The 26,780-nt window shown below is 34.7% G+C and carries 21 protein-coding genes and 1 pseudogene; 16 read left to right on the forward strand and 6 right to left on the reverse strand.

What is annotated here, in order from left to right; genetic code table 11:
- The first annotated feature begins 11 nt into the window (after nucleotides 1-11).
- The 3 genes from BN3326_RS18665 to BN3326_RS18675 all read left to right on the forward strand — a co-directional run bounded on the left by BN3326_RS18665 (nucleotide 12) and on the right by BN3326_RS18675 (nucleotide 2,846).
- Nucleotides 12-1,232: a peptidylprolyl isomerase gene (locus tag BN3326_RS18665; protein WP_070000774.1), complete on the forward strand. Its 1,221-nt coding sequence runs from the start codon at nucleotides 12-14 to the stop codon at nucleotides 1,230-1,232.
- A 171-nt stretch (nucleotides 1,233-1,403) separates the two neighbouring features.
- The gene (locus BN3326_RS18670) at nucleotides 1,404-1,946 is read left to right on the forward strand and encodes an NADH peroxidase (RefSeq protein ID WP_070000775.1); all 543 of its coding nucleotides are present in this window, start codon (nucleotides 1,404-1,406) and stop codon (nucleotides 1,944-1,946) included.
- A gap of 231 nt (nucleotides 1,947-2,177) precedes the next feature.
- A complete protein-coding gene (locus BN3326_RS18675; protein ID WP_070000776.1) occupies nucleotides 2,178-2,846 on the forward strand; it encodes a TMEM165/GDT1 family protein in 669 nt (222 codons plus the stop codon).
- A 51-nt stretch (nucleotides 2,847-2,897) separates the two neighbouring features.
- Here BN3326_RS18675 and BN3326_RS22125 read toward each other — a convergent pair whose 3' ends face one another.
- Complete coding sequence (locus BN3326_RS22125) at nucleotides 2,898-3,041, reverse strand: hypothetical protein (RefSeq protein ID WP_171903869.1); 144 nt, start codon at nucleotides 3,039-3,041, stop codon at nucleotides 2,898-2,900.
- A gap of 186 nt (nucleotides 3,042-3,227) precedes the next feature.
- Between BN3326_RS22125 and BN3326_RS18680 the strand changes: the two genes are divergently transcribed.
- The gene (locus tag BN3326_RS18680; RefSeq protein ID WP_070000777.1) at nucleotides 3,228-4,067 is read left to right on the forward strand and encodes an undecaprenyl-diphosphate phosphatase; all 840 of its coding nucleotides are present in this window, start codon (nucleotides 3,228-3,230) and stop codon (nucleotides 4,065-4,067) included.
- Between the two features lie 139 nt (nucleotides 4,068-4,206).
- Here BN3326_RS18680 and BN3326_RS18685 read toward each other — a convergent pair whose 3' ends face one another.
- Genes BN3326_RS18685 through BN3326_RS18695 form a run of 3 tightly spaced genes read right to left on the reverse strand, consistent with a single transcriptional unit; the run spans nucleotide 4,207 to nucleotide 7,855 of the window.
- Nucleotides 4,207-5,679: a UDP-glucose--hexose-1-phosphate uridylyltransferase gene (locus tag BN3326_RS18685; RefSeq protein WP_070000778.1), complete on the reverse strand. Its 1,473-nt coding sequence runs from the start codon at nucleotides 5,677-5,679 to the stop codon at nucleotides 4,207-4,209.
- Between the two features lies 1 nt (nucleotide 5,680).
- A complete protein-coding gene (gene galE / locus BN3326_RS18690) occupies nucleotides 5,681-6,673 on the reverse strand; it encodes a UDP-glucose 4-epimerase GalE (protein WP_070000779.1) in 993 nt (330 codons plus the stop codon).
- Between the two features lie 15 nt (nucleotides 6,674-6,688).
- A complete protein-coding gene (locus tag BN3326_RS18695) occupies nucleotides 6,689-7,855 on the reverse strand; it encodes a galactokinase (RefSeq protein ID WP_070000780.1) in 1,167 nt (388 codons plus the stop codon).
- 222 nt (nucleotides 7,856-8,077) lie between these two features.
- Here BN3326_RS18695 and BN3326_RS18700 point away from each other — a divergent pair, with 222 nt between their 5' ends.
- The 12 genes and pseudogenes from BN3326_RS18700 (at nucleotide 8,078) to BN3326_RS18755 (ending at nucleotide 23,458) form a co-directional block, all read left to right on the forward strand.
- Entirely contained in the window at nucleotides 8,078-9,070 is a 993-nt protein-coding gene (locus tag BN3326_RS18700; protein WP_070000781.1) for a LacI family DNA-binding transcriptional regulator, read from the forward strand.
- A 57-nt stretch (nucleotides 9,071-9,127) separates the two neighbouring features.
- Nucleotides 9,128-10,174 carry an aldose epimerase family protein gene (locus BN3326_RS18705; protein WP_070000782.1) on the forward strand — a complete coding sequence of 349 codons (1,047 nt, stop codon included), beginning with the start codon at nucleotides 9,128-9,130 and terminating at the stop codon, nucleotides 10,172-10,174.
- Between the two features lie 239 nt (nucleotides 10,175-10,413).
- The gene (locus BN3326_RS18710; protein WP_070000783.1) at nucleotides 10,414-10,623 is read left to right on the forward strand and encodes a helix-turn-helix domain-containing protein; all 210 of its coding nucleotides are present in this window, start codon (nucleotides 10,414-10,416) and stop codon (nucleotides 10,621-10,623) included.
- Between the two features lie 70 nt (nucleotides 10,624-10,693).
- Nucleotides 10,694-13,699 carry a type I restriction endonuclease subunit R gene (locus BN3326_RS18715; protein WP_070000784.1) on the forward strand — a complete coding sequence of 1,002 codons (3,006 nt, stop codon included), beginning with the start codon at nucleotides 10,694-10,696 and terminating at the stop codon, nucleotides 13,697-13,699.
- Nucleotides 13,692-14,978: a restriction endonuclease subunit S gene (locus BN3326_RS18720; RefSeq protein ID WP_070000785.1), complete on the forward strand. Its 1,287-nt coding sequence runs from the start codon at nucleotides 13,692-13,694 to the stop codon at nucleotides 14,976-14,978. Before BN3326_RS18715 ends, BN3326_RS18720 begins: the two co-directional genes overlap by 8 nt.
- Nucleotides 14,975-16,096, forward strand: coding sequence for an AAA family ATPase (locus BN3326_RS18725; RefSeq protein WP_070000786.1), 1,122 nt, complete (start codon nucleotides 14,975-14,977; stop codon nucleotides 16,094-16,096). Before BN3326_RS18720 ends, BN3326_RS18725 begins: the two co-directional genes overlap by 4 nt.
- An 11-nt stretch (nucleotides 16,097-16,107) precedes the next feature.
- A complete protein-coding gene (locus BN3326_RS18730) occupies nucleotides 16,108-17,862 on the forward strand; it encodes a type I restriction-modification system subunit M (RefSeq protein ID WP_070000806.1) in 1,755 nt (584 codons plus the stop codon).
- A gap of 414 nt (nucleotides 17,863-18,276) precedes the next feature.
- A pseudogene (locus BN3326_RS22925) lies at nucleotides 18,277-19,467 on the forward strand (IS110 family transposase).
- Between the two features lie 238 nt (nucleotides 19,468-19,705).
- Nucleotides 19,706-20,611, forward strand: coding sequence for a C40 family peptidase (locus BN3326_RS22465; protein WP_070000787.1), 906 nt, complete (start codon nucleotides 19,706-19,708; stop codon nucleotides 20,609-20,611).
- 159 nt (nucleotides 20,612-20,770) lie between these two features.
- Nucleotides 20,771-21,466 (forward strand): C40 family peptidase, encoded by a 696-nt coding sequence (locus BN3326_RS18745; RefSeq protein ID WP_070000788.1) that lies wholly within the window; start codon nucleotides 20,771-20,773, stop codon nucleotides 21,464-21,466.
- Between the two features lie 246 nt (nucleotides 21,467-21,712).
- Nucleotides 21,713-22,621, forward strand: coding sequence for a UV DNA damage repair endonuclease UvsE (uvsE, locus tag BN3326_RS18750; protein ID WP_070000789.1), 909 nt, complete (start codon nucleotides 21,713-21,715; stop codon nucleotides 22,619-22,621).
- A 78-nt stretch (nucleotides 22,622-22,699) separates the two neighbouring features.
- On the forward strand, nucleotides 22,700-23,458 hold the full coding sequence (locus BN3326_RS18755; protein ID WP_070000790.1) for a polysaccharide deacetylase family protein: 759 nt from the start codon (nucleotides 22,700-22,702) through the stop codon (nucleotides 23,456-23,458).
- 39 nt (nucleotides 23,459-23,497) lie between these two features.
- On the opposite strand, the gene BN3326_RS18760 is transcribed toward BN3326_RS18755, so the two are convergent.
- Nucleotides 23,498-23,686 (reverse strand): aspartyl-phosphate phosphatase Spo0E family protein, encoded by a 189-nt coding sequence (locus BN3326_RS18760; RefSeq protein ID WP_070000791.1) that lies wholly within the window; start codon nucleotides 23,684-23,686, stop codon nucleotides 23,498-23,500.
- Nucleotides 23,687-23,779: 93 nt separating this feature from the next.
- On the reverse strand, nucleotides 23,780-26,704 hold the full coding sequence (locus BN3326_RS18765; protein ID WP_070000792.1) for a vitamin B12-dependent ribonucleotide reductase: 2,925 nt from the start codon (nucleotides 26,702-26,704) through the stop codon (nucleotides 23,780-23,782).
- Nucleotides 26,705-26,780 lie beyond the last annotated feature (76 nt).

A 26,780-nucleotide genomic window follows, 5' to 3' on the forward strand; every position in this document is an offset into this window, starting at 1 on the left:
GAGACTATATGATGAAATGTAATAAGTGCGACAATATGAATCCAGAGGATCAAATATACTGTTTAGAATGTGGAGAACAGTTAAGTGAAGAGCAAGAGACTGTTCAAGAAGAACAAGCGGTAGAGGAAGAACAAGTAACAGATGATACAGAAGTAAGTCATATAACGAATGAGGAACCAACTGGATTTCAAGAAGAAATTGGTACTAAAAAAAGTAAGCATACTAAATTAATTGCAGGGATTGTACTTCTAATAGCTGTTGGAATATTTATAGCGTTGTACGCTAATCAAAAACCTTCAGCAGATCAATTAAAAGATGCGGCTAATAGTCCAGCAGAACAATTACCAGAGAGTAGTCAGAGTGATCAAATTGTAGTTGTAATAGGTGGAGAAGAGATCACACATCCCGTTTTCAACTTATACTTTTGGATTACACAGCAACAGTTTGAAAGTGCTGGGCCTAACATATGGGAAATGGAGACGGGCGGACGCAAAACATTAGATATAGCTAAGGAAAATACATTGGATAATATTAGTCTCGTTATTGCAGCTAAGCAAAAAGCTGAAGCCCTAGGATTAGAATTATCCAAAGAGGATCAAGATCTTGTTTATGAACAGGCCAATACAATTATAATGAATAATACAGAGTTAGTAGAGAAATTAAAATTTGATATTAAAGATATGGAGAGATTTCTTAAGTATGATTTTACGATACAAAAGGTTGTAGAAGGTTTAAGGGATAATTATACACCAAGTGAAGACGAGATTAATACGCAAATGGAGCAGATTAAAGCGGGTTACGAGACTGCAACAGTAAAACATGTCCTTATTGCCAGTAAAGATGAAAAAGCAAGGGAACTTGCACAAGAAGTTTTAAATAAGGCAATAGCAGGTGAAGATATGGCAGAGCTTGCTAAAGTTTATTCAGAAGATCCAGGGTCAAAAGACAGTGGCGGAGAGTATACGTTCCCAAGAGGCCAAATGGTACCACAGTTTGAAGAGGCTTCATTTACAGGAGAAATAGGAAAAGTATATCCAGAACTTGTAGAGACAGACTATGGTTATCATATCATTAAGGTAGAAGCTAGAGATGTGGGAGCTCTTGAACAAATAAAACAAGATAGTGAAGGCATGCTTAAAACACAATATGCTCAAGATGAACTCATTAAGCTCAGCAAAGCTTTATCTGTAGAAAAAACAGATCTGTATAATAAAATAGACATCATTAAATAAATAAGCATTTAAAACTATCTAAACATCATATATTGAATTGTTTAGGTAGTTTTTTTTATAAAAATAAAATAGGCTATTGACAAAACAAGAAAATATGTTATTATATAAACATATTAAGTAATAATTATTATTACTTAATAAAAATTATTAAATATTTGGAGGGGTTAAATAATGAAAAAATATGTATGTACAATCTGTGGTTATGTTCATGAGGGAGATGAAGCACCAGAAAAATGTCCTATTTGTAAGGCGCCAGCATCAAAATTTACTGAGCAGGCAGCAGAACTTGCATGGGCAGATGAACATAGAATAGGTGTAGCACAAGGCTTAGATGAGAGAGTAGTAGAGGGTCTTCGTCAAAACTTTATGGGTGAATGTACTGAAGTTGGTATGTATCTTGCAATGAGTCGTCAAGCGGATAGAGAAGGATTTCCAGAAGTTGCAGAAGCCTATAAACGTATTGCAATAGAAGAAGCTGAGCATGCTGCTAAGTTTGCAGAACTTCTTGGTGAAGTTGTAACAGGTGATACACGCAAAAACCTTCAAATGAGAGTAGATGCAGAAAATGGTGCCTGTCAAGGTAAAAAAGACCTTGCAACTCTTGCTAAAGAGTTAGGTTATGATGCAGTTCATGATACAGTACATGAAATGTGCAAAGATGAAGCAAGACATGGCCAGGCATTTGCAGGACTTTTAAAAAGATATTTCAAATAAAATTGATATAATTAAATAAAAAATAAGATAATAAGGGTAATCGAAAAGTTTAAAGCTTTTTGGTTCCCTTATTTTTTATGTCTATAAAAGGCCATTTAGAGCATTCAAAAAATTAATTGTAAATTTAATGTTATACCCTGTTAGTATACAAGCATATACATTAAAGTAAGCTCTAATGAGGTTTATGGAGTTTGGTAAATACACAGTATCAAGAGGGAAGAGGGATTGGTAATGACGAGAGAATTATTGAGTGCCTTTTTGCTTGTATTTGTTGCAGAGATGGGAGATAAAACACAGATTTTAGCGATGATGTTTGCAACGAGATATAAGGCAAGGTCTGTTTTGGCAGGCGTATTTATAGGCTCGCTGCTTAATCATGGACTCGCTGTGCTGCTCGGCAACCAGCTAGGGTGTCTCATACCCCTCACATTACTTGGCACTATCGCTGGATTAGCTTTTATATATTTTGCTTTTACCTCTTTAAGATATGAAGAAGGGGAGAAAGAAGAATTAATCAATTATAAAAGTCCTATTATTACAGTAGCATCAGCTTTTTTTATAGGTGAGCTGGGAGATAAAACGCAGCTTGCAGCGATTACACTATCCATGGATGCTGTGTGTCCATGGGAGATTTTAATAGGGACAGTAGGCGCAATGGTAGCAACGAGTGTAATGGGTATATGGGTGGGAAGTAAGATAGGAAAGAATATCCCGGATATTTTTATTAAAACATTTTCCGCGGCTTTATTTTTTGTATTTGGGATAATAAAACTTAGCACACTTTTTTGGAATAAGGTAGACACGCTATTTATAGTTATGGAAGCAGTAGTTATAAGTGCGGCCTTTATTTGGACAATGATAAAATTTATTCAGTCTTATTATACAAATAAATCTGCATAGATTTTTTTATCCTATTAAATAGGAGCAGTGTTTTCTGCTCCCATTGAGTGCTTATCTTTTGTTTTTAGTTTGCCCGATTCCTTCTTGAACACCGCTGTTGCCATTTGTTTTAAAACCATTATTAGCATTCCACGCTTCTTTATTATGATCCTCTCTGCTTTGGTTTTGAGATATAACTTTTTGCAATGATTTCATGGTATCACTCCTATTATAAAATATATTAACATTTTTACCGTAATTACAGAAATTTATCCTTAAATTAAGGTTTTAAGTTTTGGGAATGCTTTCAAAATAGGATAGAAAGTTGTATAATGAGAAAGCATGTATAGATAAATGATAGCGTTTAGCATCAGGAAGAACAAAAAGATAAGGAGCGTACATATGACAATTTTAGAAGCAATCATACAAGGTATTGTACAAGGAATTACAGAGTTTTTACCTGTATCAAGTTCAGGGCATCTTGCATTATATCAACACTTTACAGGAATGGCGCCGGAAAGTTCCACTTTCGTTATGGCTGTACTTCATTTAGGCACACTACTGGCAGTTTTTATAGCTTTCTATAAGACGATTTGGGAGCTTATTAAAGAGGCGTTTAATATGTTGGGAGATATTTTTACGCTTAAATTTACTTTGAAAAATATGAACTTAAATAGAAAAATGATTATGATGCTGATCGTAGCAACGATACCTTTACTTATTTTAATACCCTTTAAGTCCATTTATGATAATATTGTGAGGCAAGGGAGTCTTATTATATTAGGGGCATGTTTCTTGTTTACTTCAACAGTGCTCTTTCTAGCAGATCGAAAAGATCATGGAAGAAAAGCGATTAAAGAAATGAAATATGGTAATGCGCTTTTTATCGGTTTTTTTCAAGCACTTGCTATATTCCCTGGGGTATCTCGTTCAGGTTCTACAATAAGCAGTTCATTAATAGCTGGGTTTTCAAAAGAATTTGCAGTTAAATTTTCATTTATACTAGGTATACCAGCAATATTGGGCGGAAGTTTAATTGAGATAAAAGATGCTCTGGAAGTAGGTTCCAATCTTGAAATCTTACCTATGCTAGTGGGATTTATAGCTGCAGCACTATCAGGTTTTCTTTCTATAAAAGCTATTGCCTGGTTAGTTAAGACGGATAAGTATAAAGTGTTTGCAATTTATACTTTAATAGTTGGACTTGCAACTGTTGTTTTAGGAATAGTACAAGCATTATAAGAATTTAACTTGGCGTATATAAAAGGTAAAAGTAAAATATAAGAAATTCAAAAATAGTACATAAAGCATTAATAAACTTTGCTTTATGTACTATTTTATTTTGTTAGTAATGATAGGGTATTTTTAAGTTAATAGTCTGCTATAAAGTGTCAATAAAAGCTTTAAATCTTTGAATGCCAAAATCATTTAACTTAAATACTCCTGCATCTTCTAATACCCTTACAAATTTATCACCCAGTGCTTTTTGCAAGTATAGATCTATAGCCATTTCACGGGAGTAATTAGTTTTTAACTGATTAGCCCATGGCTTATGATAATCTGAAACCTCATCACTTAGGCCTTGTAAATACGCTTTAATAGCCTCAATTTCTTCAAGAAGTCTTCCGGGGAGTATAGCAAGGCCCATAACCTCTATTAGTCCGATATTTTCTTTTTTGATATGCTGAACATCTGCGTGGGGGTGGAATATACCAAGAGGATGTTCACTTGTAGTACGATTATTTCTAAGCACCACACTCATCACAAATTGGCGACCGTCGTTTTGTGCAATCGGAGTTATTGTATTATGAGGCACATCCTCTGTATGAGAAAGAATCTCAGCTTCTTCATCAGAATAAGATTGCCATGCAGTATAAATATAGTCTGTACATTCAGCAACATCTTCTAAATTTTCTCCATATAACTGAATGGTAGAAAGAGGCCAATTTAAGACTTTACAAGTTACATGAGGAAATTTTGAGATTTTAAACTCCCATAATGTACCTGCAGAATGAATCGGAAACTGGTAACAGCCGCCTTGGTAGTGTTCGTGAGATAAAATAGAACCACCTACTATAGGGATATCGGCGTTTGAACCTATAAAATAATGCGGAAACTTCTCAACAAAATGCAGTAAATTATAAAAACTCGCTTTGGTCATTTTCATAGGCTCATGCTTTTTAGAAAGTAAAATACAGTGTTCGTTGTAATAAAGATAAGGCGAATATTGCAGCATCCATTCTTTATCATTAAGATTAAGGTTTATCATACGATGGTTGGCCCTATCAGGAAGTTTGAGCGTACCTTCATATCCCTCGTTTTCAATACATAATAAACAAGCAGGATATTTATTAGGCGGTGCCGTTTTAAGAAGGGCAATCTCTTTAGGATCCTTTTCAGGTTTAGAAAGGTTAATAGTGATATCTATAGGACCATATTTAGAATCAGATTTAAACTGTATATTTTTAGCAATACGGCTCATTTTAATATAGTTTGAACTTTGACTAAGATTGTAAAAAAAGTCAGTAGCCTCCTTAGGCGATCTTTTATACGCGTTATAAAAATTTTCTTCTATGATAGAAGGCACAGGTAAAAAGACATCCATAATAGTACTTGTAAAAATATCTTTAGCATAGAGACTGTCTGCGATAATAGCTTTTTCTGCAGCAATATCACCCAGTGCATCTAAGGTTTGATAAAGATCCAGGTTCAAACTGTCAGAGGGGTCATACTCTGTTTCTTGCAATAGAGCAAGTAATCTATTGCGGGCATAAATGATATCTCTTTCTGAAATGATATGATTTGCTATAGAAATTTCAATAAGCCTGTCAATAAGTGCACATACATTGTTCATATTATTCTCCTTTATAGCCTTGGGGATGAGATTGATGCCAATTCCAAGCACTAGAAATGATGGTTTTTACATCTGTATAGTGTGGAGACCAGTTAAGAACTTCTTTAGCCTTTGTAGAAGAAGCAATTAAGACAGCAGGATCTCCAGCACGTTTTTCGCCGATTGCTAAAGGAATTTCATGACCTGTTACTTCTCTGGCAGCATTGATAATCTCTAAAACTGAATAGCCGCTGTTACTGCCGAGATTAAAGATATTGCTCTGACCGCCTTTCATAAGATAATCAAGGGCAAGAATGTGTGCATCCACGAGATCTGTAACGTGAATATAGTCCCTGATACAAGTACCATCTTGAGTTGGATAGTCATTGCCATAAACGGTAATATGAGATCTTTGACCTAGGGGGACTTGAAGAACTAGTGGAATGAGATGGGTTTCTGGGTTATGCGCCTCCCCGATTGCAGCACTTGCATCTGCCCCCGCCACATTAAAATATCTTAGACAAACAAAGTGAAAGTCATGTGCTTTATTTGTCCAACTCATCATTTTTTCGATAGCAAGCTTTGTTTCACCATAAGTGTTTGTAGGATGTGTCGCCATATCCTCAGTAATAGGCATCGTTTCAACATTACCATACGTTGCAGCTGTAGAAGAAAAGACAATATATTTAACACCTGTTTCTACCATAACTTCTAATAAAATTTGTGTGCCATGTACATTGTTATTATAGTATTTAAGAGGCTTAGTCATAGATTCTCCCACTAAAGAATTGGCTGCAAAATGAATAACCCCATCAAATTTTTCCTTAATAAATACTTCTTTAAGTGCTTCTTTGTTTTTGATATCTACCTGATAAAAAGGAAGATGACTTGGAACACTTTCTCTATAACCTGTTTCTAAACTATCTATAACAACTACATCAAAATGATTTTCAACAAGCTGTTTAACAGCATGAGAACCAATATAACCTGCGCCGCCAACTATAAGTATTTTCATAAGAACCTCCTTGTATTAATGAATTTGTTTAGGGCCATTGCCTATTGAAGCAATATAGAATGAAGCTTCATAGCCAATTTCTTTTGTATACGCTGCATTAACCTTTTCTATAAATATTTCTACATTTTCGTCCGCTACAAGGGCAATGGCACAACCTCCAAAACCAGCGCCTGTCATACGTGCGCCAAGAACCCCTTCGGTGTTCCATGCAGCTTGGGCAAGGGTATCTAATTCTCTGCCAGTGACTTCATAATCATCTTTAAGAGACAGATGAGAGGCATTAAGAAGTTTGCCAAAGGTGATAAGATCGCGAGCTTCAAGCGCTTTAGTGGCAGCTATAACCCGTGTGTTTTCTGTAATAGTGTGCTTAACCCGTTTGAATTCTGTAGGATGATTAATGATTGCAGCAGCCTCATCTAAGTTTTCTTCCTTAAGATCACATAAAGCTTGGATATTAAAACTTTTTTTGAGTTTCAAAAGGGCACTTTCACATTCGCTGCGGCGTTCGTTATATTTAGAATCAGCTAGTTCGCGGCGTTTGTTAGTATTCATAATAACAATACTATACCCTTCTATTTGAAAAGGAATGTGCTGATATTTTTGGGTATTACAATCTAGAAGTAGGGCGTGCTCTTCTTTGCCAAGTGCAATAGCAAATTGATCCATAATACCACTGTTGACACCAATATATTCATTTTCGACTTTTTTGCCTAAAAGAGCGGCTTCTACGCTGCTAAGATTGAGATCATATATATCTGTGCATATTTTACACATTAAAATTTCTAAAGAGGCTGAAGAAGAAAGGCCTGAACCATTAGGGATATTTCCAAATATAGCGATATTAAGGCCTGAATCTATAGTATGACCAGCAGCGAGCAAATATTTAAGAACACCTTTTAAATAATTACACCAATTATGTGCACTATTATAGGCTAAATCATCTAATGAGAACTCGATGATTCCTAAGCTTTCAAAGTTTAAAGAATAGACTCTGAAGAGTTTATCAGAGCGTTTACTGACACTGCCATATGTGCCTAAGGTAATGGCACAAGGGAAAACAAGGCCGCCATTATAATCAATATGTTCACCAATTAAATTAACTCTCCCTGGTGCAAAAAAACTGGCTTTCGGACGGGTTTCAAATACAGCAGTAAATTTTTCTTGAAAAAATGATAGATCCATAAGCATCCTCCTAAATCTGATTTAATAGTATTATATTTTTATTATATAGGATAGGTAAAAAAAATCAAGATTTTTACTAAAAAAATAATGACTTGATTGAAATAATAAAAAGGGATATAATATTATATAGATATTACATCCCAGAAAATCAGCGTTTTATAGCTGGAAAAGGATATAATCTAAGTGAATTAATTTTAGTAAAAAGATGAGAGGGGTAGAGTGATGGCTACTATTAAAGAAGTTGCAAAAAAAGCTGGAGTATCTATTGCTACCGTATCAAGAGTACTTAATTTTGATGAGACGCTTAATGTGCCGCCAACTACTAAGAAGCGCATCTTTGAAGTAGCTGAGGCACTTCAATATGTAACAGTTAACCAAAGAAAAAATCGTGTTAAAAAGCTTAATATTGGCATTGTGCAGTGGTATACGGAGACAGAGGAACTTAAAGATCCATACTATTTATCTATTCGAATTGCTGTAGAAAAAAAGTGTGAGAAAGAGGGTATAAATTTTAGAAATGTTAGTCTTTATGAAGCACTCTCTAAAGAGTTGGATGGCTTAATTGCTATTGGTAAATTTGGACAAGATGAGGTCCAAATTTTGGATAAATTCTCTAAGCATATTCTATTTATAGATTCCTCACCAGATGAGGTTAGATATGACAGCGTTGTTACGGACTATAAAAATGGAGTTACAGATGCCCTATGTTATCTTTATGCATTGGGGCACCGGGCTATTGGTTATATTGGGGGATCAGAATATATTAATGACAAAAAAGATATGATAAAAGATTACCGCGAAGAAACTTATAAAGATTTTATGAAAGAAAAGAATCTATTTAATGAGAACCATATGTTAAAGGGAAGTTTTACACCAGAAGATGGCTATAATCTCATGCATGAGGCTCTTAAAAAACAGCAAGGATTAACTGCTTTTTTTATTGCGAGTGACCCTATGGCGATTGGCGCTTATAAGGCTGCATCAGAGAAAGGATTACGTATAGGAACCGATATAAGTATTATAGGATTTGATGATATTTATACGGCGCAGTTTCTGACACCATCGCTTACAACGATTAAGGTTTATACAGATTTTATGGGAGATACAGCTGTAGAGATACTTGCTGAAAGACTAAAAAGCGGCCGGAAGATTTCTAAAAAAACATTAATTCCCACTAGACTTATTATAAGAGAAAGTTGTGGAAAAAATTCATAATATTTGATATGATAATTTATAGGCAGTCTATTAATATTCAGGAAAAGGGGTTTTGAGATGGAGATACAAAATGCTAAAGTGACTTTTGGCAGTGGCAGGGAAGTTACTGTTTATCAACTTATTAATGACAAAGGCATGCAAGTAGAAATTTTAAGTTTAGGCGGTATCCTTACAAAAATTTTAGTGCCGGATCAGGAAGGTAGTTTTGAGAATGTTCTTCTTAACTGGGAGAATATGGAGACTTATGAAGAAAACCCAGGCTATTTCAATGCTTTAATTGGTCGCGTAGCTGGGAGAATATATGATGCAAAAGTAACGATTAATGATAAAGTCTATACATTTGCTAAAAATAATAACGGCAACACTTTACATGGAGGCATTAAAGGATTTGACAAAAAAATATGGACAGCTTCAGTAGAAGTTACCAAAAATGAAGCTATTTTAAAGTTAACTTATTTGAGTAAGGATGGCGAAGAGGGCTTTCCGGGTAATTTAGAAGTAACAGTAGCCTATAAGCTTAATAATGAAAATGAACTAACTATTGAATATAAAGCAAAAACCGATCAAGATACGATTGTAAATCTTACGAATCATGCTTATTTTAATCTTTCGGGGGATGCGAAGCGATCTGTTTTGGATCAAGAAGTCTCTATTAATGCAGATAAAATATGCAAATTAGATGAGGTGCTGATACCTGATGGGGAACTGCTTAGTGTAGATGAACATACAGCCTTTAATTTTAAAACAAGAAAGCCTATTGGACGAGATATTCATCAAGATGATATACAATTAAAGTATGGCAATGGTTATGATCATCCATGGCTGCTAAATGACAATCATCAAGCTGTGGAATTCTATGACCCTATTTCAAAAAGATGTATGGAGATATTTACGACTGAGCCAGGTGTCGTGATGTATACGATGAATTATGCCAATGAACCTATTAAATTATCGAATGGTAAAATACAAAAACCTAACTATGGTGTATGCTTCGAGACGCAAAAGTTACCTATAGGGTATAATGAAGTTTTTAAAGAAGATGTACTGCTTAAAAAAGGAGATACTTATTCAAGCGCCACAACTTTTAAATTTAGCGTGAAATAAGTCAATTGAAAAGAACTGAAGGCTAAAATACAAGTGGTCATAAGGACAACTTGTGAACTGAGGGTCAAAGGTAAACTGAATACGTATAAAAACCGCTTTGTATTAATTATGAGGCGGTTTTTTCATTTGCTACTATGGTAGAATAGGGTGCTTTCGAAATTGAAAAATGCTATAGCTTATGCTATACTCTAATTTGTATGGGTCTGTAATTTAAACAGTTTATAGGTGGTGTTATCTATATGGAATTAAATGAAGTTGTAAAAAAGATACGTTTAGATTTAGGGCTTTCACAAGAGGGTCTTGCACGAGAACTCCATGTTGGATTTACTTCTGTAAATAGATGGGAAAATGGTCGTACAAAGCCAAATAGAATTGCAAGGCATGCGTTGATTGAATTATGTAAAGGGAAAAAAATAGAACTAGATCTAATAGAAGCACTTAAGAAATGAACTTTAAGGAACAAAAATTGATGATAATCCAAGGATGTAAATTCTAAGTTGTTATGAGAGGAGTCAGATGATGAAAGCAGAAAAGCATATAGAGTCAGCTTTTATTGAGAAACTTAAAGACTTAAAATACACGTATCGCGACGACATTAGAGATAAAGCTTCTCTTGAGGCTAATTTTAAACAGCACTTCGAGAAACTAAATCGTGTTAAGTTAAGCGATTCTGAGTTTGCACGCTTAAGAGATAGTATTATCACTGCAGATGTGTTCACTGCAGCCAAAACGTTACGAGAGATTAATACATTTAAACGAGATGATGATACGCCTCTGCAGTATACGCTTGTAAACATTAAAGATTGGTGCAAAAATGAATTTGAAGTGATAAACCAACTACGAATTAACACAGATAATAGCAACCATCGATATGACGTTATTATACTCATAAATGGTGTTCCTGTTGTTCAAGTGGAATTAAAATCACTTACTATTACGCCTAAAAAAGCAATGGAGCAAATCGTTGATTACAAAAACGATCCAGGAAATGGTTACACCAACTCACTCCTTTGCTTTATGCAACTATTCATCGTGAGTAATGAAACAAAAACGTATTATTTTGCAAATAATCACAAGGAACACTTCTGCTTTAATGCAGATGAAAGATTTTTACCAATATATGAGTTTGCCAACGAAAAAAATGATAAAATAACGAACCTTTATGAATTCTCAGATAGCTTTTTACCAAAATGTACACTTGGTCAGCTCATTAGCCGATATATGGTACTTGTGGTAAGTGAGCAAAAGTTAATGATTATGCGCCCGTACCAGATTTATGCTGTTAAAGCAATAATGGATTGCATTGCACAAAACCGAGGAAATGGATATATCTGGCATACCACTGGAAGTGGCAAAACCTTAACATCGTTTAAAACATCTACACTTTTGAAGGATAATCCAGAAATTGGAAAGTGTTTATTTGTCGTAGATAGAAAAGACCTTGATAGACAGACTCGTTTAGAGTTTAATAAGTTTCAAGAAGGATGTGTTGAAGAAAACACAAATACTGAAAGTTTAGTTAGACGACTTACCTCTGATGATTATAAGGATAAAGTCATTGTTACCACTATTCAAAAACTTGGGCTTGCTCTCAATGAAGATAGTAAAAGGAACCAAGAGAAAAAGAAAAAGGGCCAATTAACCTATAAAGAACGTTTGACGAAACTTAGTGACAAACGTATTGCAATTATTTTTGACGAATGCCACCGCTCCCAATTCGGCGATAACCATGACGCAATAAAGAGTTTTTTTCCAAAGGCTCAACTTTTTGGTTTTACTGGAACGCCTATTTTTGAAGAAAACTCAACCTACAAGCAAATTGATGGAACTATTGGTTCTTATAGAACTACAGATGATGTTTTTCAACAACTGTTACATGCTTATACAATAACAAATGCCATCGATGATGGTAATGTTCTTAGGTTTCATATTGATTATTTTAAGCCTGATGATGTTAAGAAAGCAGCAAAAGCAGACTCAACAATCAGCAAAAAAGCAGTTACTGAAGCTATTCTAGCAAAACATGATGCAGCAACATACAACAGACGTTACAATGCTCTTTTTGCTACAGCGCGTATTAATGATGCAATTGAATATTATGAATTATTTAAGGAACTACAAGTAGAACGAAAAAAGAAAGACGTTAACTTTATGCCTCTTAATATTGCTTGTGTTTTTTCTCCACCTGCCGAGGGTGACAAAGATGTGAAACAACTTCAAGAAGACCTTGTTCAGGAAAAACTTGATAATGAACAAGAACCAGACATGAAAAAAGAAGCGCTTAAAAAAATTATTAAAAACTACAACGACGCATACGGCACAAACCACAGTATAAATGAGTTTGACTTATATTATCAAGATGTTCAAAAGCGTATCAAAGATCAGCAATATACAAATACAGATTATTCACACGAAAATAAAATTGATATTACGATTGTTGTAGATATGCTTTTAACAGGGTTTGATTCAAAATATTTGAACACCCTATACGTAGACAAAAATTTGAAACATCATGGCTTAATACAAGCGTTTTCAAGAACGAATCGTGTTTTAAATCCTACTAAACCTTATGGCAACATAATAGATTTTAGAGGTCATGAAGATGAGATTAATTACGCCATAAAGTTATTCTCAGGCAAAGAAAATAGCGAAAAGGTTAAGGAAATTTGGCTTGTTGACCCAGCTCCAATTATTGTTGAAAAACTTGAAAAAGCCGTATTGACTCTTGAAAAATTCATGGAATCTCAAGGATTAGAATGTAAACCGGAAAAGGTAAGTAATTTAAAAGGTGATACAGCACGCGCAGAGTTTATTGATAAATTCAAAGAAGTGCAACGGCTTAAAACACAACTTGATCAATATACCGATATAAAAGAGGAACAAGCTACGAAGATAGATAAATTATTACCAGAAGATACTTTACGTGCATTCCGTGGAGTGTATATTGAAACGGCACAACAGTTAAAGTCACAGCAAGGAAAAGATATAGACCATAAGTTGCCGGAAATTGAACAGCTCGATTTTGAGTTTGTTCTATTTTCCTCGGCCATAATTGATTATGATTATATTATGTCACTGATTTCTAAGTACACGCAACCTGATGTACCAAAGAAAGAAAAAATGACTAAAAAAGAATTAATTGATCTTATATGTTCTACTTCTAACTTGATGGAAGAAAGAAAAGATATTGAAGAATATATCGATACCCTAGAAGCTGGCAAGGGCTTGGATGAAAAGGCTATAAGAGTTGGATATCAAAAATTCAAAGAAGAAAAATCCGTGAAAGAGGTTGTTAAAATTGCATCCATACACGGGCTTGAGCCCGTTAATTTAAAATCATTTGTTGATGAAATTATTGGACGTATGATATTTGATGGCGAAAAATTAAGCGACCTTCTTGAACCGCTTGACCTTGGTTGGAGGGATAGAACCAAGAAAGAACTAGAACTGATGGGTGATTTGATTCCACTTCTGAAAAAATTAGCAGGTGGACGTGAGATTGTGGGGTTAAAAGCATATGAGTAAAAGCAAAAAACAAGTGATTCCAAAATTACGGTTCATAGAATTTAAGGATGATGATAAGTGGGACATTACTACATTTGGGTCGTTATCTGTATCAGTGGAAGATAGAGCTGGTGAAGATAGCTATACTCTGATGAGCGTTACCTCAGGTGTTGGTCTAATACCACAAACTGAAAAATTTGGTAGAGAAATTGCAGGAAATTCATATAAGAATTATTATGTGATTCAAAATGGTGATTTTGCATACAACAAGAGTGCCACAAAACTATATCCTGAAGGTTATATAGCCATGCTTCAGGGATACGATAAAGCGGCGTTACCTAATAGCATATTTACATGTTTTAGGATTGTTCATAAAGAAAGTTCTCCACAATTTTTTAACCATTTGTTTAGTTCAAACTATCATGGTAAATGGTTAAGAAAATATATTACAGTAGGTGCTCGAGCTAACGGTGCTTTAAGTGTTGATAATAAGTATTTATGGAAAATGCCTATTGCGATACCTAAACTTAGTGAACAACAAAAAATTGCAGACTGCCTTTCCTCTCTTGATGATCTAATAAGGGCCGAAAATGAAAAGCTTCTGGCGCTTAAAGACCATAAAAAAGGATTAATGCAAAAGTTATTCCCTGCTGATGGTGAAACTGTTCCCGAATGGAGATTTCCTGAGTTTAGAAATCTAGGACATTGGTCAATTAAAACTATAGGTCAAATTTCAGATAATATAATTGCTGGAGGAACGCCAAGCACTTTAGAGCCAGAGTATTGGAACGGTTCAATTAGGTGGATGAGTTCCGGTGAACTTAATCAAAAAAAAGTTTATGAAGTTTCAGGAAGAATAACCGAGATCGGACTAAAAAAATCAAGCACTAAATTAATACCTAATCAATGCGTATTGATAGGATTAGCTGGTCAGGGGAAAACACGTGGTACTGTTGCAATGAATATGGTTGAACTGTGCGTTAATCAATCTATTGCGGCCATTTTTCCTAATTCAATGGTATTTGACAGTAATTTTCTATACCACAATTTAGATAATAGATATTATGAATTAAGACAACTTTCTAAAGGCGATGGCGGACGTGGTGGATTAAACTTACAAATTATTAAATCACTTATTATTGTCTTACCTTCTATTGACGAACAACAAAAAATAGCAGATTGCCTATCAAGTATTGATGATTTAATATCTGCTCAAAATGAAAATATAGAAGCATTAAAACAACACAAAAAAGCCTTAATACAAAGTTTATTTCCATCTACTCAGGAGGTGGTTGAATGAGCAATAAAAGCTTTCCCAATTTAAAAAGGTTAGCCAGAAACATACGCGATACATTAGGCACTGCTGACACATCGGATACTAAGAAATACTTTCTCATTTTTGCTTATAATGGAACTGGAAAAACTAGACTTTCTGGTGAATTTAGAGATTTAGGTAAAAAAACAATTAGAAGTAGTGGAGAAAGAACTCGGGACACTTTATATTATAATGCCTTTACGGAGGATCTGTTTACTTGGCATAACGATTTAGACACGGATACAGACAGGCGATTACTTTTTAATAAAAATTCTCGTTTTTTTGATGGGCTAAGAGAGCTTGAAATGGATACACGTATTCGAGAATTTTTAAAAGTACATGCTGATTTTAATTTTACTATTAATTATGATGATGGATACATTAGCTTTTCACGAGAAATCCGAACTCGAGAAGGAACAGAAATTATCAACGATATAAAAATATCTCGAGGTGAAGAGATTATTTTTATTTGGTGTTTTTTTCTTTCAATAGTCCAACTGGTAACGCTAGAAGACATTTCATATAATTGGGTTAAATACATCTACATAGATGACCCGATTTCGTCACTTGATGATAATAATGTTGTAGCTGTAGCATGTCAACTCGCAGAACTCATTAGAAATAGTAACGCTAAAACAGTTATTTCTACGCATCATGCGTTATTTTACAACATAATGTATAATGAATTGAAAAGAGCAGACACAGAGAGTCGCTTCTTGAGTTTTAATAAAGAAAAAGGGAAATATATAACACGGACTACTGGTGATACACCATTTTTTCACCATGTTGCTTTGTTAAAAGAATTGAAAAGTGCAGCAGATTCAGGGAAATTGTACACGTATCATTTTAATATACTAAGAAATATACTTGAAAAAACGGCGTCCTTTCATGGCTTTGATAAATTTTCAGCTTGTATTAAGCAAGAAAGTGATGATTTGGATGGATCTATACATGCGCGAATGACGAATTTGTTAAGCCATGGAAATTACTCTTTGTTCGACCCTGTTGAAATGGTTGATGATAATAAGGAGATTTTCAGAAAAATTATAAATGGATTTATGGAAACTTATAAATTTAATTCTGAATTATTCGGAGAGGAATAGAGGTGTTAACTTTGAACGATAATCAACAAAAACAATTAGGAGCTACACTATGGGGAATAGCCGATAAACTGCGGGGAGCTATGAACGCGGACGACTTCCGTGATTATATGCTATCATTTCTTTTCTTGCGATACCTTTCTGATAATTATGAGGAAGCTGCGAAGAAAGAACTTGGGAGTGATTACGCGCAATGTGAGGAAGAAATAAATAACATCTATGCTACTTACAAGCAAGATGAGAAAATTGATATGTTAAAAGAACAGGTAGTGAATTATTTTCATAAACAGCAATTGAAAGAACAAGTGAAAGAAATGATGATTGATGAACATCATGTGTTGTTAGAATCAAAAAAGTTAACACCACTCGTACTTTGGTATAGTAACAATTTAGATCAGATAACCACTTTTGAGAAGCAAATGCGTCGAAAAGTTCATTTTGTAATCAAACCACATTACCTTTGGAGTAATATTTATGAGTTAGCTCGTACACAGAATAATCACCTTTTGAAGACATTGCAAGTGGGTTTTAAATTCATAGAAAATGAATCTTTTGATAGTACATTTCGTGGATTATTCTCAGAGGTAAACCTTGATTCTGACAAACTTGGGAAGACTTATGATTCTCGTAATACTATGTTGTGTTCTATCATTACTGAAATCGCTGAGGGACTTTCTGAGTTTCCTAATGATGGTGATATTTTAGGGGATGCATACGAGTTTTTGATTGGGCAATTTGCTGCTGGATCAGGTAAAAAAGCCGGAGAATTTTATACGCCCCAACAAATTTCAACGATTCTTTCTCGAATCGTTACGCTGGATAGTCAAGACCCAAGTACAGGGAAAAAGAAACAGCTTAAACGAGTGCTTGATTTTGCTTGTGGCTCTGGATCGCTTCTCGTAAATGTAAGAAAACAGCTCGGAGCAAATTCTATTGGACAGATATACGGACAGGAAAAAAATATTACTACCTACAATCTTGCACGTATGAATATGTTACTTCATGGATTAAAAGATTCAGAATTCCAGATTTTTCATGGAGACTCACTTCTGAATGATTGGGATATTTTAAATGAAATGAACCCTGCTAAAAAACTTGAATTTGATGCTATTGTAGCAAACCCACCCTTCAGTTATCGTTGGGAGCCAACTGATACATTGGCAGAAGATTTTCGCTTTAAAGGTTATGGCCTTGCACCAAAATCTGCAGCTGATTTTGCATTCTTATTGCACGGCTTTCACTTTTTAAGTGATGAGGGGACAATGGCAATTATTCTTCCGCACGGTGTTCTCTTCCGTGGTGGTACTGAAGAGAGAATTAGAACAAAGCTTCTGAAGGATGGGAATATCGATACCATTATTGGTCTACCTGCTAACCTGTTCTTCTCTACTGGTATTCCTGTTTGCATTCTCGTTCTTAAAAAATGTAAGAAATTTGATGATGTATTATTTATCAATGCAGCTGACTATTATGAAAAAGGCAAGCGTCAGAATGTTTTATTACCAGAACATATTAATAAAATAGTTGAGACGTATCAATGTCGAAAAGAAGATGATATAAAATATTCTCGCCGTGTTTCGATGAAAGAAATTGAAAAGAATGATTTCAACTTGAATATTTCGAGATATGTAAACACAGCTATTGAAGAAGAAATCATCGACGTTAATAAAGTAAATGAAGAGCTTAGTTTAATTGAAGATAAAATAACGAATGCTAAAGCACTCCACAATCAATTCTTAAAGGAATTAGGATTGAAAGAGCTGTCATAAGCGATTATTTACGAGCATAAAAATAATTAGTCATTCACTTGCTTGATAAAATAAAGCATAGGGATGATTAATACTAAAAAAATGATATCAAAATTAATTACAAGGTGTGCAGATGCCCTTCTAAACGTGAAAGTTTATGAGGGCATCTTTTGGTACTATAAAAGTGGAGTTGTTAGGTCTGTATACCTGATAAGACAGCTGCACTTATTTTTATTATAATTAAGGGGGTAATTGGTCTAGCAGGGCTCTTTTTGGATTAACCACATCCGTCATAAAAACTGTTAGATATCCCTTAATATAAGCATTCGATTAAGCAGGTTGAAACCAATAGTGGCTTTCGTGTAACGAACCAAAATGAATGGTAGTAAGTGGAGGTAGAGACAATTACTAATCTTATATTGGAGGTTGTATAAGATTAGCGTAGGGATTGATATTTCTGAGGGCAAAAGTACAGTGTGTATTCTAAAACCCTATGGAGAAGTGATAAGTAAACCTTTTGAAATAAGTCATACAGAAAAGGATTTATCAGAGTTAGTAAGGATGATTGAAAGATTAGATGATGAAGTCAGGATAGTGATGGAAGCCACAGGAGATTATCATCTTCCAGTGTTGGCCATTTTAAAAGTTCAAGGATTTTTTATAGCTGTAATTAATCCATTAGTGGTGAAGAAGTATGCAAGTGCTGTTTTGCGTAAAGGAAAAACAGATAGCTAGATGCAATAAAGATTGCTAATTATGGATTGGATTATTGGTTTCATTTAAGAAGTCAGGAAATGAGCGAAGAAACATATATACAATTACGATTCTTGGACGTCAGTATACTCACTACATAAAATTATGTATAGAAAGTAAACAAGCATTGACACATATGATAGATTATACAATGCCAAGAATAAAATCTCTGTTAAAAAACCGTTCGGATAAACCAGAGAAAGATAAACTGTGTGACTTTGTGGAAAAGTATTGGCACTATGATAACATTACAAATAAAAGTGAAAAACAGTTTATTAACAGTTATAAAACCTGGGCGAAAAATAAAGGATACCATCAAAGCGAAAGCAAAGCATTAACTATCTATGCTTTAGCTCAGCAAGGTATCCCAACGTTAGACTCCAATGCCCCATCGACAAAAATGTTAGTATTGGAATCAGTGAGAGTTCTTCGAGAAATCCAAAAGACTCTATTTATAATATTATTACAAATGTAAGTATTAGCAAAGACATTAAAAGAGTATGAAGTAATAAGAATGCTGCGCGGTGTAGGAGAAGTTTTAGCCCCACGATTAATTGGAGAAATAGGGGATGTAAAACGGTTTCATAGTGGTAAAGCATTAATAGCATATGCTGGAATAGATGCCCCGCCCTATCAATCAGGTCAGTTTACAGGAATACAACGAAGGATTTCAAAACGTGGATCATCAACATTGAATAAGACAGGATATGAGTAATGAAATGTCCAAAAAGTATTAAACTAGAGCAAGATGCAGTTTATAAGTTTATGATAAAGAAAGAGACCGAAGGAAAAGCAAGCAAAGTGGCAAAAATGGCAGGTTTGAATAAGTTTCTAAGAATTTATTATGCACGAGTCAAAGAATCTTATAGTTAAATAGAAGTAAAATACTATAAAATAACTAAGCTGGGATAAAATGTAGATTATGCTGGCTTATTTGTATGCAAAAACCTGCTCAGAAACTATTGATTTTTCTTAGCAGGTTTTTTGTAAAAAAAATGGGAATACATTTATTGACAAACACTCTGAAAAAATATATAATAAGTTTGTAACAAATAGTTAATAATTTAAATATGTTATTAATAACTAATAAAAATGCATTAGGAGGTATACAATGAGACTTAATAAAATACTGATCATGGGGATTGTATCAATGTCGGTTATGGGGACGGCTAATGCGGCAGTATATGGGACATTAAAAAATGATGTTGAAGTAAGAGTAGTACAGGACGTAGCGGAGACAGATCCCGAAGAGAGCTCTGAGGAGACATTCATACCTCTAGAAAAAGGAGACCTCGTTAAGATAATAGCGAAGCAAGATGAAGCGTACATAATAGCGTCAGATGAAAACATACAAAAAGTAATAAACATAGAAGATATTGACTTAGTTGGAAAACTTGCATATACTACAGCGGATGAAACTAAACTTAGAGAAGAAGCCTCACCTATAGCGGATATTATAGGGTTCTTTGAGAAGGGGCAGCTTGTATTAGTTTTAGAAAGACAAGATGATTTTTATAAAATTAAAGTGAATGATCAAGAAGGTTATATTTATAAAAGCCAATTAGAAGAAGATGGATTAGATGTTCTGCCTTATACAAAAACAGAGCCAGCAGCTCAAAGTGCCCCTCAGGTAAAAGGACAAGAAACGAATAGAGGAGAAGAAGTTGTAGCTTATGCTAGGAGGTTTTTAGGAGGCAGATATGTGTTTGGCGGTAATAGTCTTACAAATGGTGTAGATTGTTCAGGCTTTACACAACAAATCATGAGGCATTTCGGTGTCAATATTGAGAGAAGTTCAAGAGCGCAATATGCAGCTAATGGCTATCGTGTAAGTGAAAAAGATTTATTACCAGGAGATCTTGTATTTTATGGCTCAAATGGAAAAAGGATTGACCACGTAGCTATTTACGCTGGAAATGGTCAGATTATACATGCGAGTGATGCAAAATCCGGTATAAAGATGAGTGCATTACATTATGGCAAACCACTTATTGGCATGAAAAGAGTATTAAATTAATGAATATTGTTTAAATAATAAATTAATTTAAACCAAATATGAATAGGACAACCAGTAGTTGACACATAATTGATTATAGTTTATAATAATTTTGTAATAATTATTAAGATTAAATACATAGAGAATACATAATAGACAACTAACTGGGGGTAAGTAAAAGTGAAAAAAGGCATATTAAGGTGTATATTAACAGTATCTGCAATATTTACGATTTTCACCTCAAACATATGGGCAGCAGACCTTGATAAAGGACTAGTTACGGAAAGAACTTTAGCTTATGAAGTACCAAGTGAAGAAGCAAAACCAGCAGGTTATTTAGCTGCCGGTGAAGAGTTTGCTATAGTAGAAACAGTAGATGATTATTATGGTATTTTAATTGAAGGTAATGAGTTGGTTTACATACAAAAACAATATTTGCAAGTACAAAGTAATGAACAAGATGACAGTCAAACACAAGAAGTTATTGTTCAGCCAGAAATAAAGGCGATTAACAAAGGGGAAGAAGTTGTTAATTATGCTAAACAATTTATTGGACTATCTTATAGAAGCGGTGGAACAAGTTTACAAACAGGTGTAGATTGTTCGGGATTTACACAACAAATTTATGCAAACTTTAACGTGAGTTTACAAAGAAGCTCCCGTGATCAATATAAATCAAACGGCAAGCAAGTAGAGCGCGCAGAGCTTCTTCCAGGAGATCTGGTATTCTATGGCAGAGGTTCTGTAAGACATGTAGCTATCTACATTGGAAATGATAAAATTATTCATGCGCCTGTACCGGGCAAGTCGGTATGTATAGTGCCTATTTGGCAAAGAGGCGACGACCCTATAATAGGTTATAAAAGAGTTATCTAAAAATAAGAGTTCCTTAAAGAGGAGCTCTTATTTTTTTGTCACTATTTATGTATGACTTATGTATAAATGTAGATAATAGCTTTAGTAATATTACTTTTCATATAGATTTCACATCTTTAAATTTTAGTTATTCCCAATAATAGGTGATGTGAAATCATTCTGTGAAACAACTTTATAGTGATGTATAAGTCAAGTTTATATGTTGTTTCTCTATATAAAACACAAAAAAAGAGGATAAAACTAATAATGACTATTTATAAGACACAAATAAGAGCAGGGTATGCTTGTATTAATCTTGCGCTCAATACATCTTTTAGGACCTATAGGTTAAGTACTGTACAGCATAAAGAAAAAGATAAAATTTCGCAAGTGATTTGGCATAATATAAAACTATTTAGAGAGATTGTAGATTATAATATTGCTCATAACATTTTTGTTTACCGTGTATCTTCGGATTTAATCCCTTTTTGTACTGAACCCTATATAAAACATTTATATGAAGAAATTGTACTTAATAATGAAGAGATGTGTAATCATTTTAAAAACATAAGATTTCTGAGGGAAAAATATAATTTGAGGCTGAGTATTCATCCGAGCCAGTTTAATGTATTATCAAGCCCCAAAAGTGATGTGGTTAAACGCTCAGTTGAAGAGATCAATACCCAGACTGCATGGATTAAGGCGGTAAACGGAAGTAATGTTGTTATTCATGTAGGAGGCGGTTATGGTAATAAAAAAGAAGCACTCAAGCGGTTTAAACAAAATCTTAAGGCGATTGATACAAGTCTAATATCTATTGAGAATGATGATAAGACCTATACCGCATATGATGTATGTGCTTTTTGTGAACCACATAGATTAAAGTGGGTATATGATTTTCACCATGATCGGTGCAATCCGAGTACTGAGATGGAAATAAGTAAACTTATCAAAGGTTATCCACCAGATAAATATCATTTATCAAGTGGCAAACCCAATTTTAATTCAATTTCACATGCGGACTATATCACTAAAGAAGATTATTCGGAGTTTATAAAATGTATAGAAGCATCTGATATCTCCCGAGCAGATGTTGTTTTTGAAGCTAAAAAAAAGGATCTAGCTATTTTTAATATTTTAAAGCCGCTGGGTGGAGGCTGTTGGGCGCTTCAATAATATGTATAAAATATATCGAAATGAGAAAAATAAGGTCATGTGTAGTCTATTAATGGAACTAACGTAAGGAGGAACATGATGAAATATACTTTGCGGAAAAAACCTTATCTTCTAGGCTTTATTGTAGGGATACTTATTAGCTCTGTTTTTAATCATTCTATTTATTATGCAGCTGATAATAAATTACTTCCGATTTATTGTGTCAATACAAATGGTGAAAAACTAGTAGCACTTACCTTTGATGCTGCATGGGGTGCTGATGATACGGATCAGTTGATTGCTATCTTAGATAAATATAATGTTAAAGCGACTTTTTTTATTGTGGGAGACTGGGTACGTAAATATCCAGATGCAGTCAAAAAGTTTGCAGCTGCTGGACATGATATAGCTAATCACTCAGATAAGCATCCTCATGTCAATAATATGAGTAAAGAGGCTATTAAAAAAGATATTATGGCAGCGCATCAGATCATAAAAGAAGTAGTAGGCAAAGAAACGAATCTTTATAGGCCGCCATATGGGGAATATAATAACACAGTTATTGAAGCTGCCAAGGAATGTAACTATCATGTTATTCAATGGGATGTTGATTCCTTAGATTGGAAGGAATACGGACTTTCGCCCCTTATAGACAAAGTACTTAATCATAAAAACTTAAGACCAGGTTCTATTATTTTGCTGCATAATGACTCTAAGTACACAGCACAGGCGTTAGAACCTATTATAAAAGGTATTCTGGAAAAAGGCTATAAAATTGTCCCAATCTCAAAACTTGTTATAACAGATCAACCCTACAAACTTGATTTTGAGGGCAGACAGCATAAAATAACACCCTAAAATAAGTCAAGGTTGTAAGAGCTAAGCTCTTACAACCTTTTAGAAGTTAATGGGATTTGAGATCGGGGAAGATTCAAGTTGACTTTTAAATAGGGGATTCATTAAATCATCTAGCTGCCTACTAAGGGCTAATATTTCAGGCGTTAACAAGTTATAATTTGCATCAACGATAGAAAAAGTAAGTTCTTTTTTTAAAGTTTTTATGAGATCATTATTAGGGATATTCATTTTGTATACTCGCCTCTCTTTGATATAGTATCACAAGGTGTCAAATAAAATGCCTAATTTATAATATGCAAAAACTGGAAAAAAGTTCCTTGTTTAACTGCAGCCAGTTGTTGTACCACATTCAATGCAGACCTTACAGGTGCCGTTTTTAACCAGTCTCTCACTTTTACATGAGGGACAAGTTTCACCATAAATTTTTGTGCTGTTAGAAGGCATATCTTGTGGTGTTGGGGTCATAGAGGCTAAGGGTTTAACTTGACAATATGAAAAATCACCTAACTCAATATCAATAATTTTGCTAATAAGATCGGAAATTGAATCCGCCATTTTAATATAGGGGTGGCCATACACAAAACCACTCGGTTCGTATTTTTGACCCCGATACATACTTGCAATATCTGAAGCTGGTACACCATATTGAAGCATCTCAGAAACAGTGGTAGAAATGCTGTCTAATAAACCTTTCACTAAGGAGCCTTGTCTGCCGGCTGATACATAAATTTCACCAAGTTTACCATTATCATAAAAGGAAACCGTAATATAAAGTTTGAGACCCGCGATTTCAGCCTCATGGACATGCGCTTTTCTGATACCAATCGGTTTGATTCTAAGTGGTGATTGTGATGCGAGCACTTTTTTCTCCGCATAATCAAGAAGTTCTTTATAAGTTAGATTTTGAAGCTGAGTATTTGTCTGATCATTAATAGTCGTATTAAGCGGCTGTGAAGATTTACACCCATCACGGTATAAAGCAATAGCTTTAACGCCGAGTTTCCATGAAAGATGATAAATTTTAGCAATATCTTTGACGGTTGCTTCTTGTGGTAAATTAACCGTTTTTGAAATAGCGCCCGATACATGAGGTGTAAGAGCAGCCATCATTTTAACATGTCCGCTGGGGGCGATGTAACGACTGCCGGTACCGCACTTATTTGCTGTATCAAAAATAGCATAGTGTTCTTTTTTTAGGTGAGGTGCCCCTTCGATTTTGCCATCCGCAATTTGTTCATAACCTTCTTTGTGCTCTTTTTTTAAGATGTAGTCTAAAATATCTTTAATTTCAACAGTATTATAGCCCAATTTTTTTAATACATCAGAGATAATTGGATTGACTATCTCCATGCTACTACCACCCACAAGCTTTTTGTAAGCCACATGGCTGAAAAAAGGTTCGGAAGAAGTTGTTGCACAGTCCATAGCAAAAGCAATAGTACCAGTAGGTGCAAGGACTGAAACTTGTGCATTTCTAAAGCCATATTTCTCACCAGCAGTTAAGGTGTTTTGCCATATTTCTTTAATAGTCTGGCTCATGTCAGATAACCCTAACTCCAGAAGTAAGTCGTGGGAAATAACAACCGGTGAGTAATTAAGTCCCTCAAGTAAGCAGTCGGTATCGCTATAGGCGCTGCATTTTGCATGGTTGCGCATGACTTTCATCATATAAGGTTTATTGATTTCAAAATAAGTAAAAGGACCTATTTCCTTAGCAAATAATGAAGAAACATAATACGAATAACCCGTCAAAATACTCATAAGGCTAGCCCCGATATTGCGCGCTTCTTCACTGTCATAAGGGAATTTCATCAGCATAAATAATGCACCAAGATTAGTAAGCCCAAGACCAGTTGTTCTAAAGTGATAGGATCTGCGAGCGATATCTGGTGTTGGAAATTGCCCCTGATGAATAGTAGCTTCTAAAACAATTTGAGTCATTTTAATACAATGTTTATAGCCTTCTAGGTCAAAGGTATTGGAGTCAGCATTATAAAATTTTAATATATTAATACTTGCTAGGTTACAAGCTGTATCATCCAGAAACATATATTCAGAGCAAGGATTACTTGCATTAATGCGATTATGAGATGCGAAAGTATTGCCGTCTTCACCAGCTGGTGCGGTATGCCATGCGTTAATGGTATCATCAAATTGAATGCCAGGATCACCGCAGCGCCATGCTGCCTTCGCGATTTGATCGTAGAGTACTTTGGCAGAAATAGTATGTGATAAAGAACCATCTAGGCGGTTAGTGAGACTAATAGGCGTTTCTTCATCAAAAATCTGCTCCATAAAAGTATCCGTTACGCGTACGGAGTTGTTAGCGTTTTGACCAGAAACAGTTTCATATGCTTCACCGTCAAAGTGCGTATCATAACCCATCTTCCCTAAAGCCACAACTTTATCTTCTTCGTGAGACTTCCAATTTACAAAATCCTCAATCTCAGGATGGTCAATGTTTAAGATATTCATTTTAGCAGCCCGTCTTGTGGTTCCCCCTGATTTGATAGCGCCTGCATTGCGGTCAAATACTTTGAGAAAGCTCATAAGTCCAGAAGATTTGCCACCGCCTGAGAGTGTTTCGCCTTTAGCACGAATACTCGACCAATTAGATCCTACACCAGAGCCGTATTTAAAAAGTCTGGTTTCTATAGCTAGTTGATCAGTGATTGATTTTTCACCTAGAAGAGAGTCTTGAACACTTACTATAAAGCAAGCTGAACCTTGCGTTCTTGTATAGGCATCAGCAGAGAGGGCAACATCATTCACATTAGGATCGAAGTAATAATGGCCTTGACTGGGGCCAGAAATACCGTAGCTTGATTTAAGTCCTGTATTAAACCATTGAGGGCTATTAGGTGCCCACATTTGAGCAATCATCATATAAGCAAGTTCATCATATACAATCTCTTTTGACGCTTCATCTATTAGGCCTTCATCAAAAGCCGAACATACCCAGAAATGGACCATGCGGTGAACAATTTGCTTAAATGAATTTTCATGGCCGCATTCAGTAGGAACGCCGCTTTTTCTAAAGTATTTACTTGCAATAATGTCGCATGCAGATTGAGAAAAATGGGTAGGAAACTCTAAATGCTCCATATGTACAATGCTTTTTCCAGTTTTATAATCTGTAATTTTTACGTCTACAGTATGCCAAGTAAATAGATCATAAACGCTTTGTTGTGTTGTGGCAAGAGAATGCGTGTAGTAACGGGTAATAAGGTCTTTTAAATTGATCATAATCTAATAATCTCCTTCTAATATAGCGTGAATTCATGGAAATAACAGTTAATTTAATTTACCATATAATTAATGT

It is taken from the genome of Cellulosilyticum sp. I15G10I2, assembly GCF_900095725.1.
Classification (GTDB): Bacteria; Bacillota; Clostridia; order Lachnospirales; family Cellulosilyticaceae; genus FMMP01.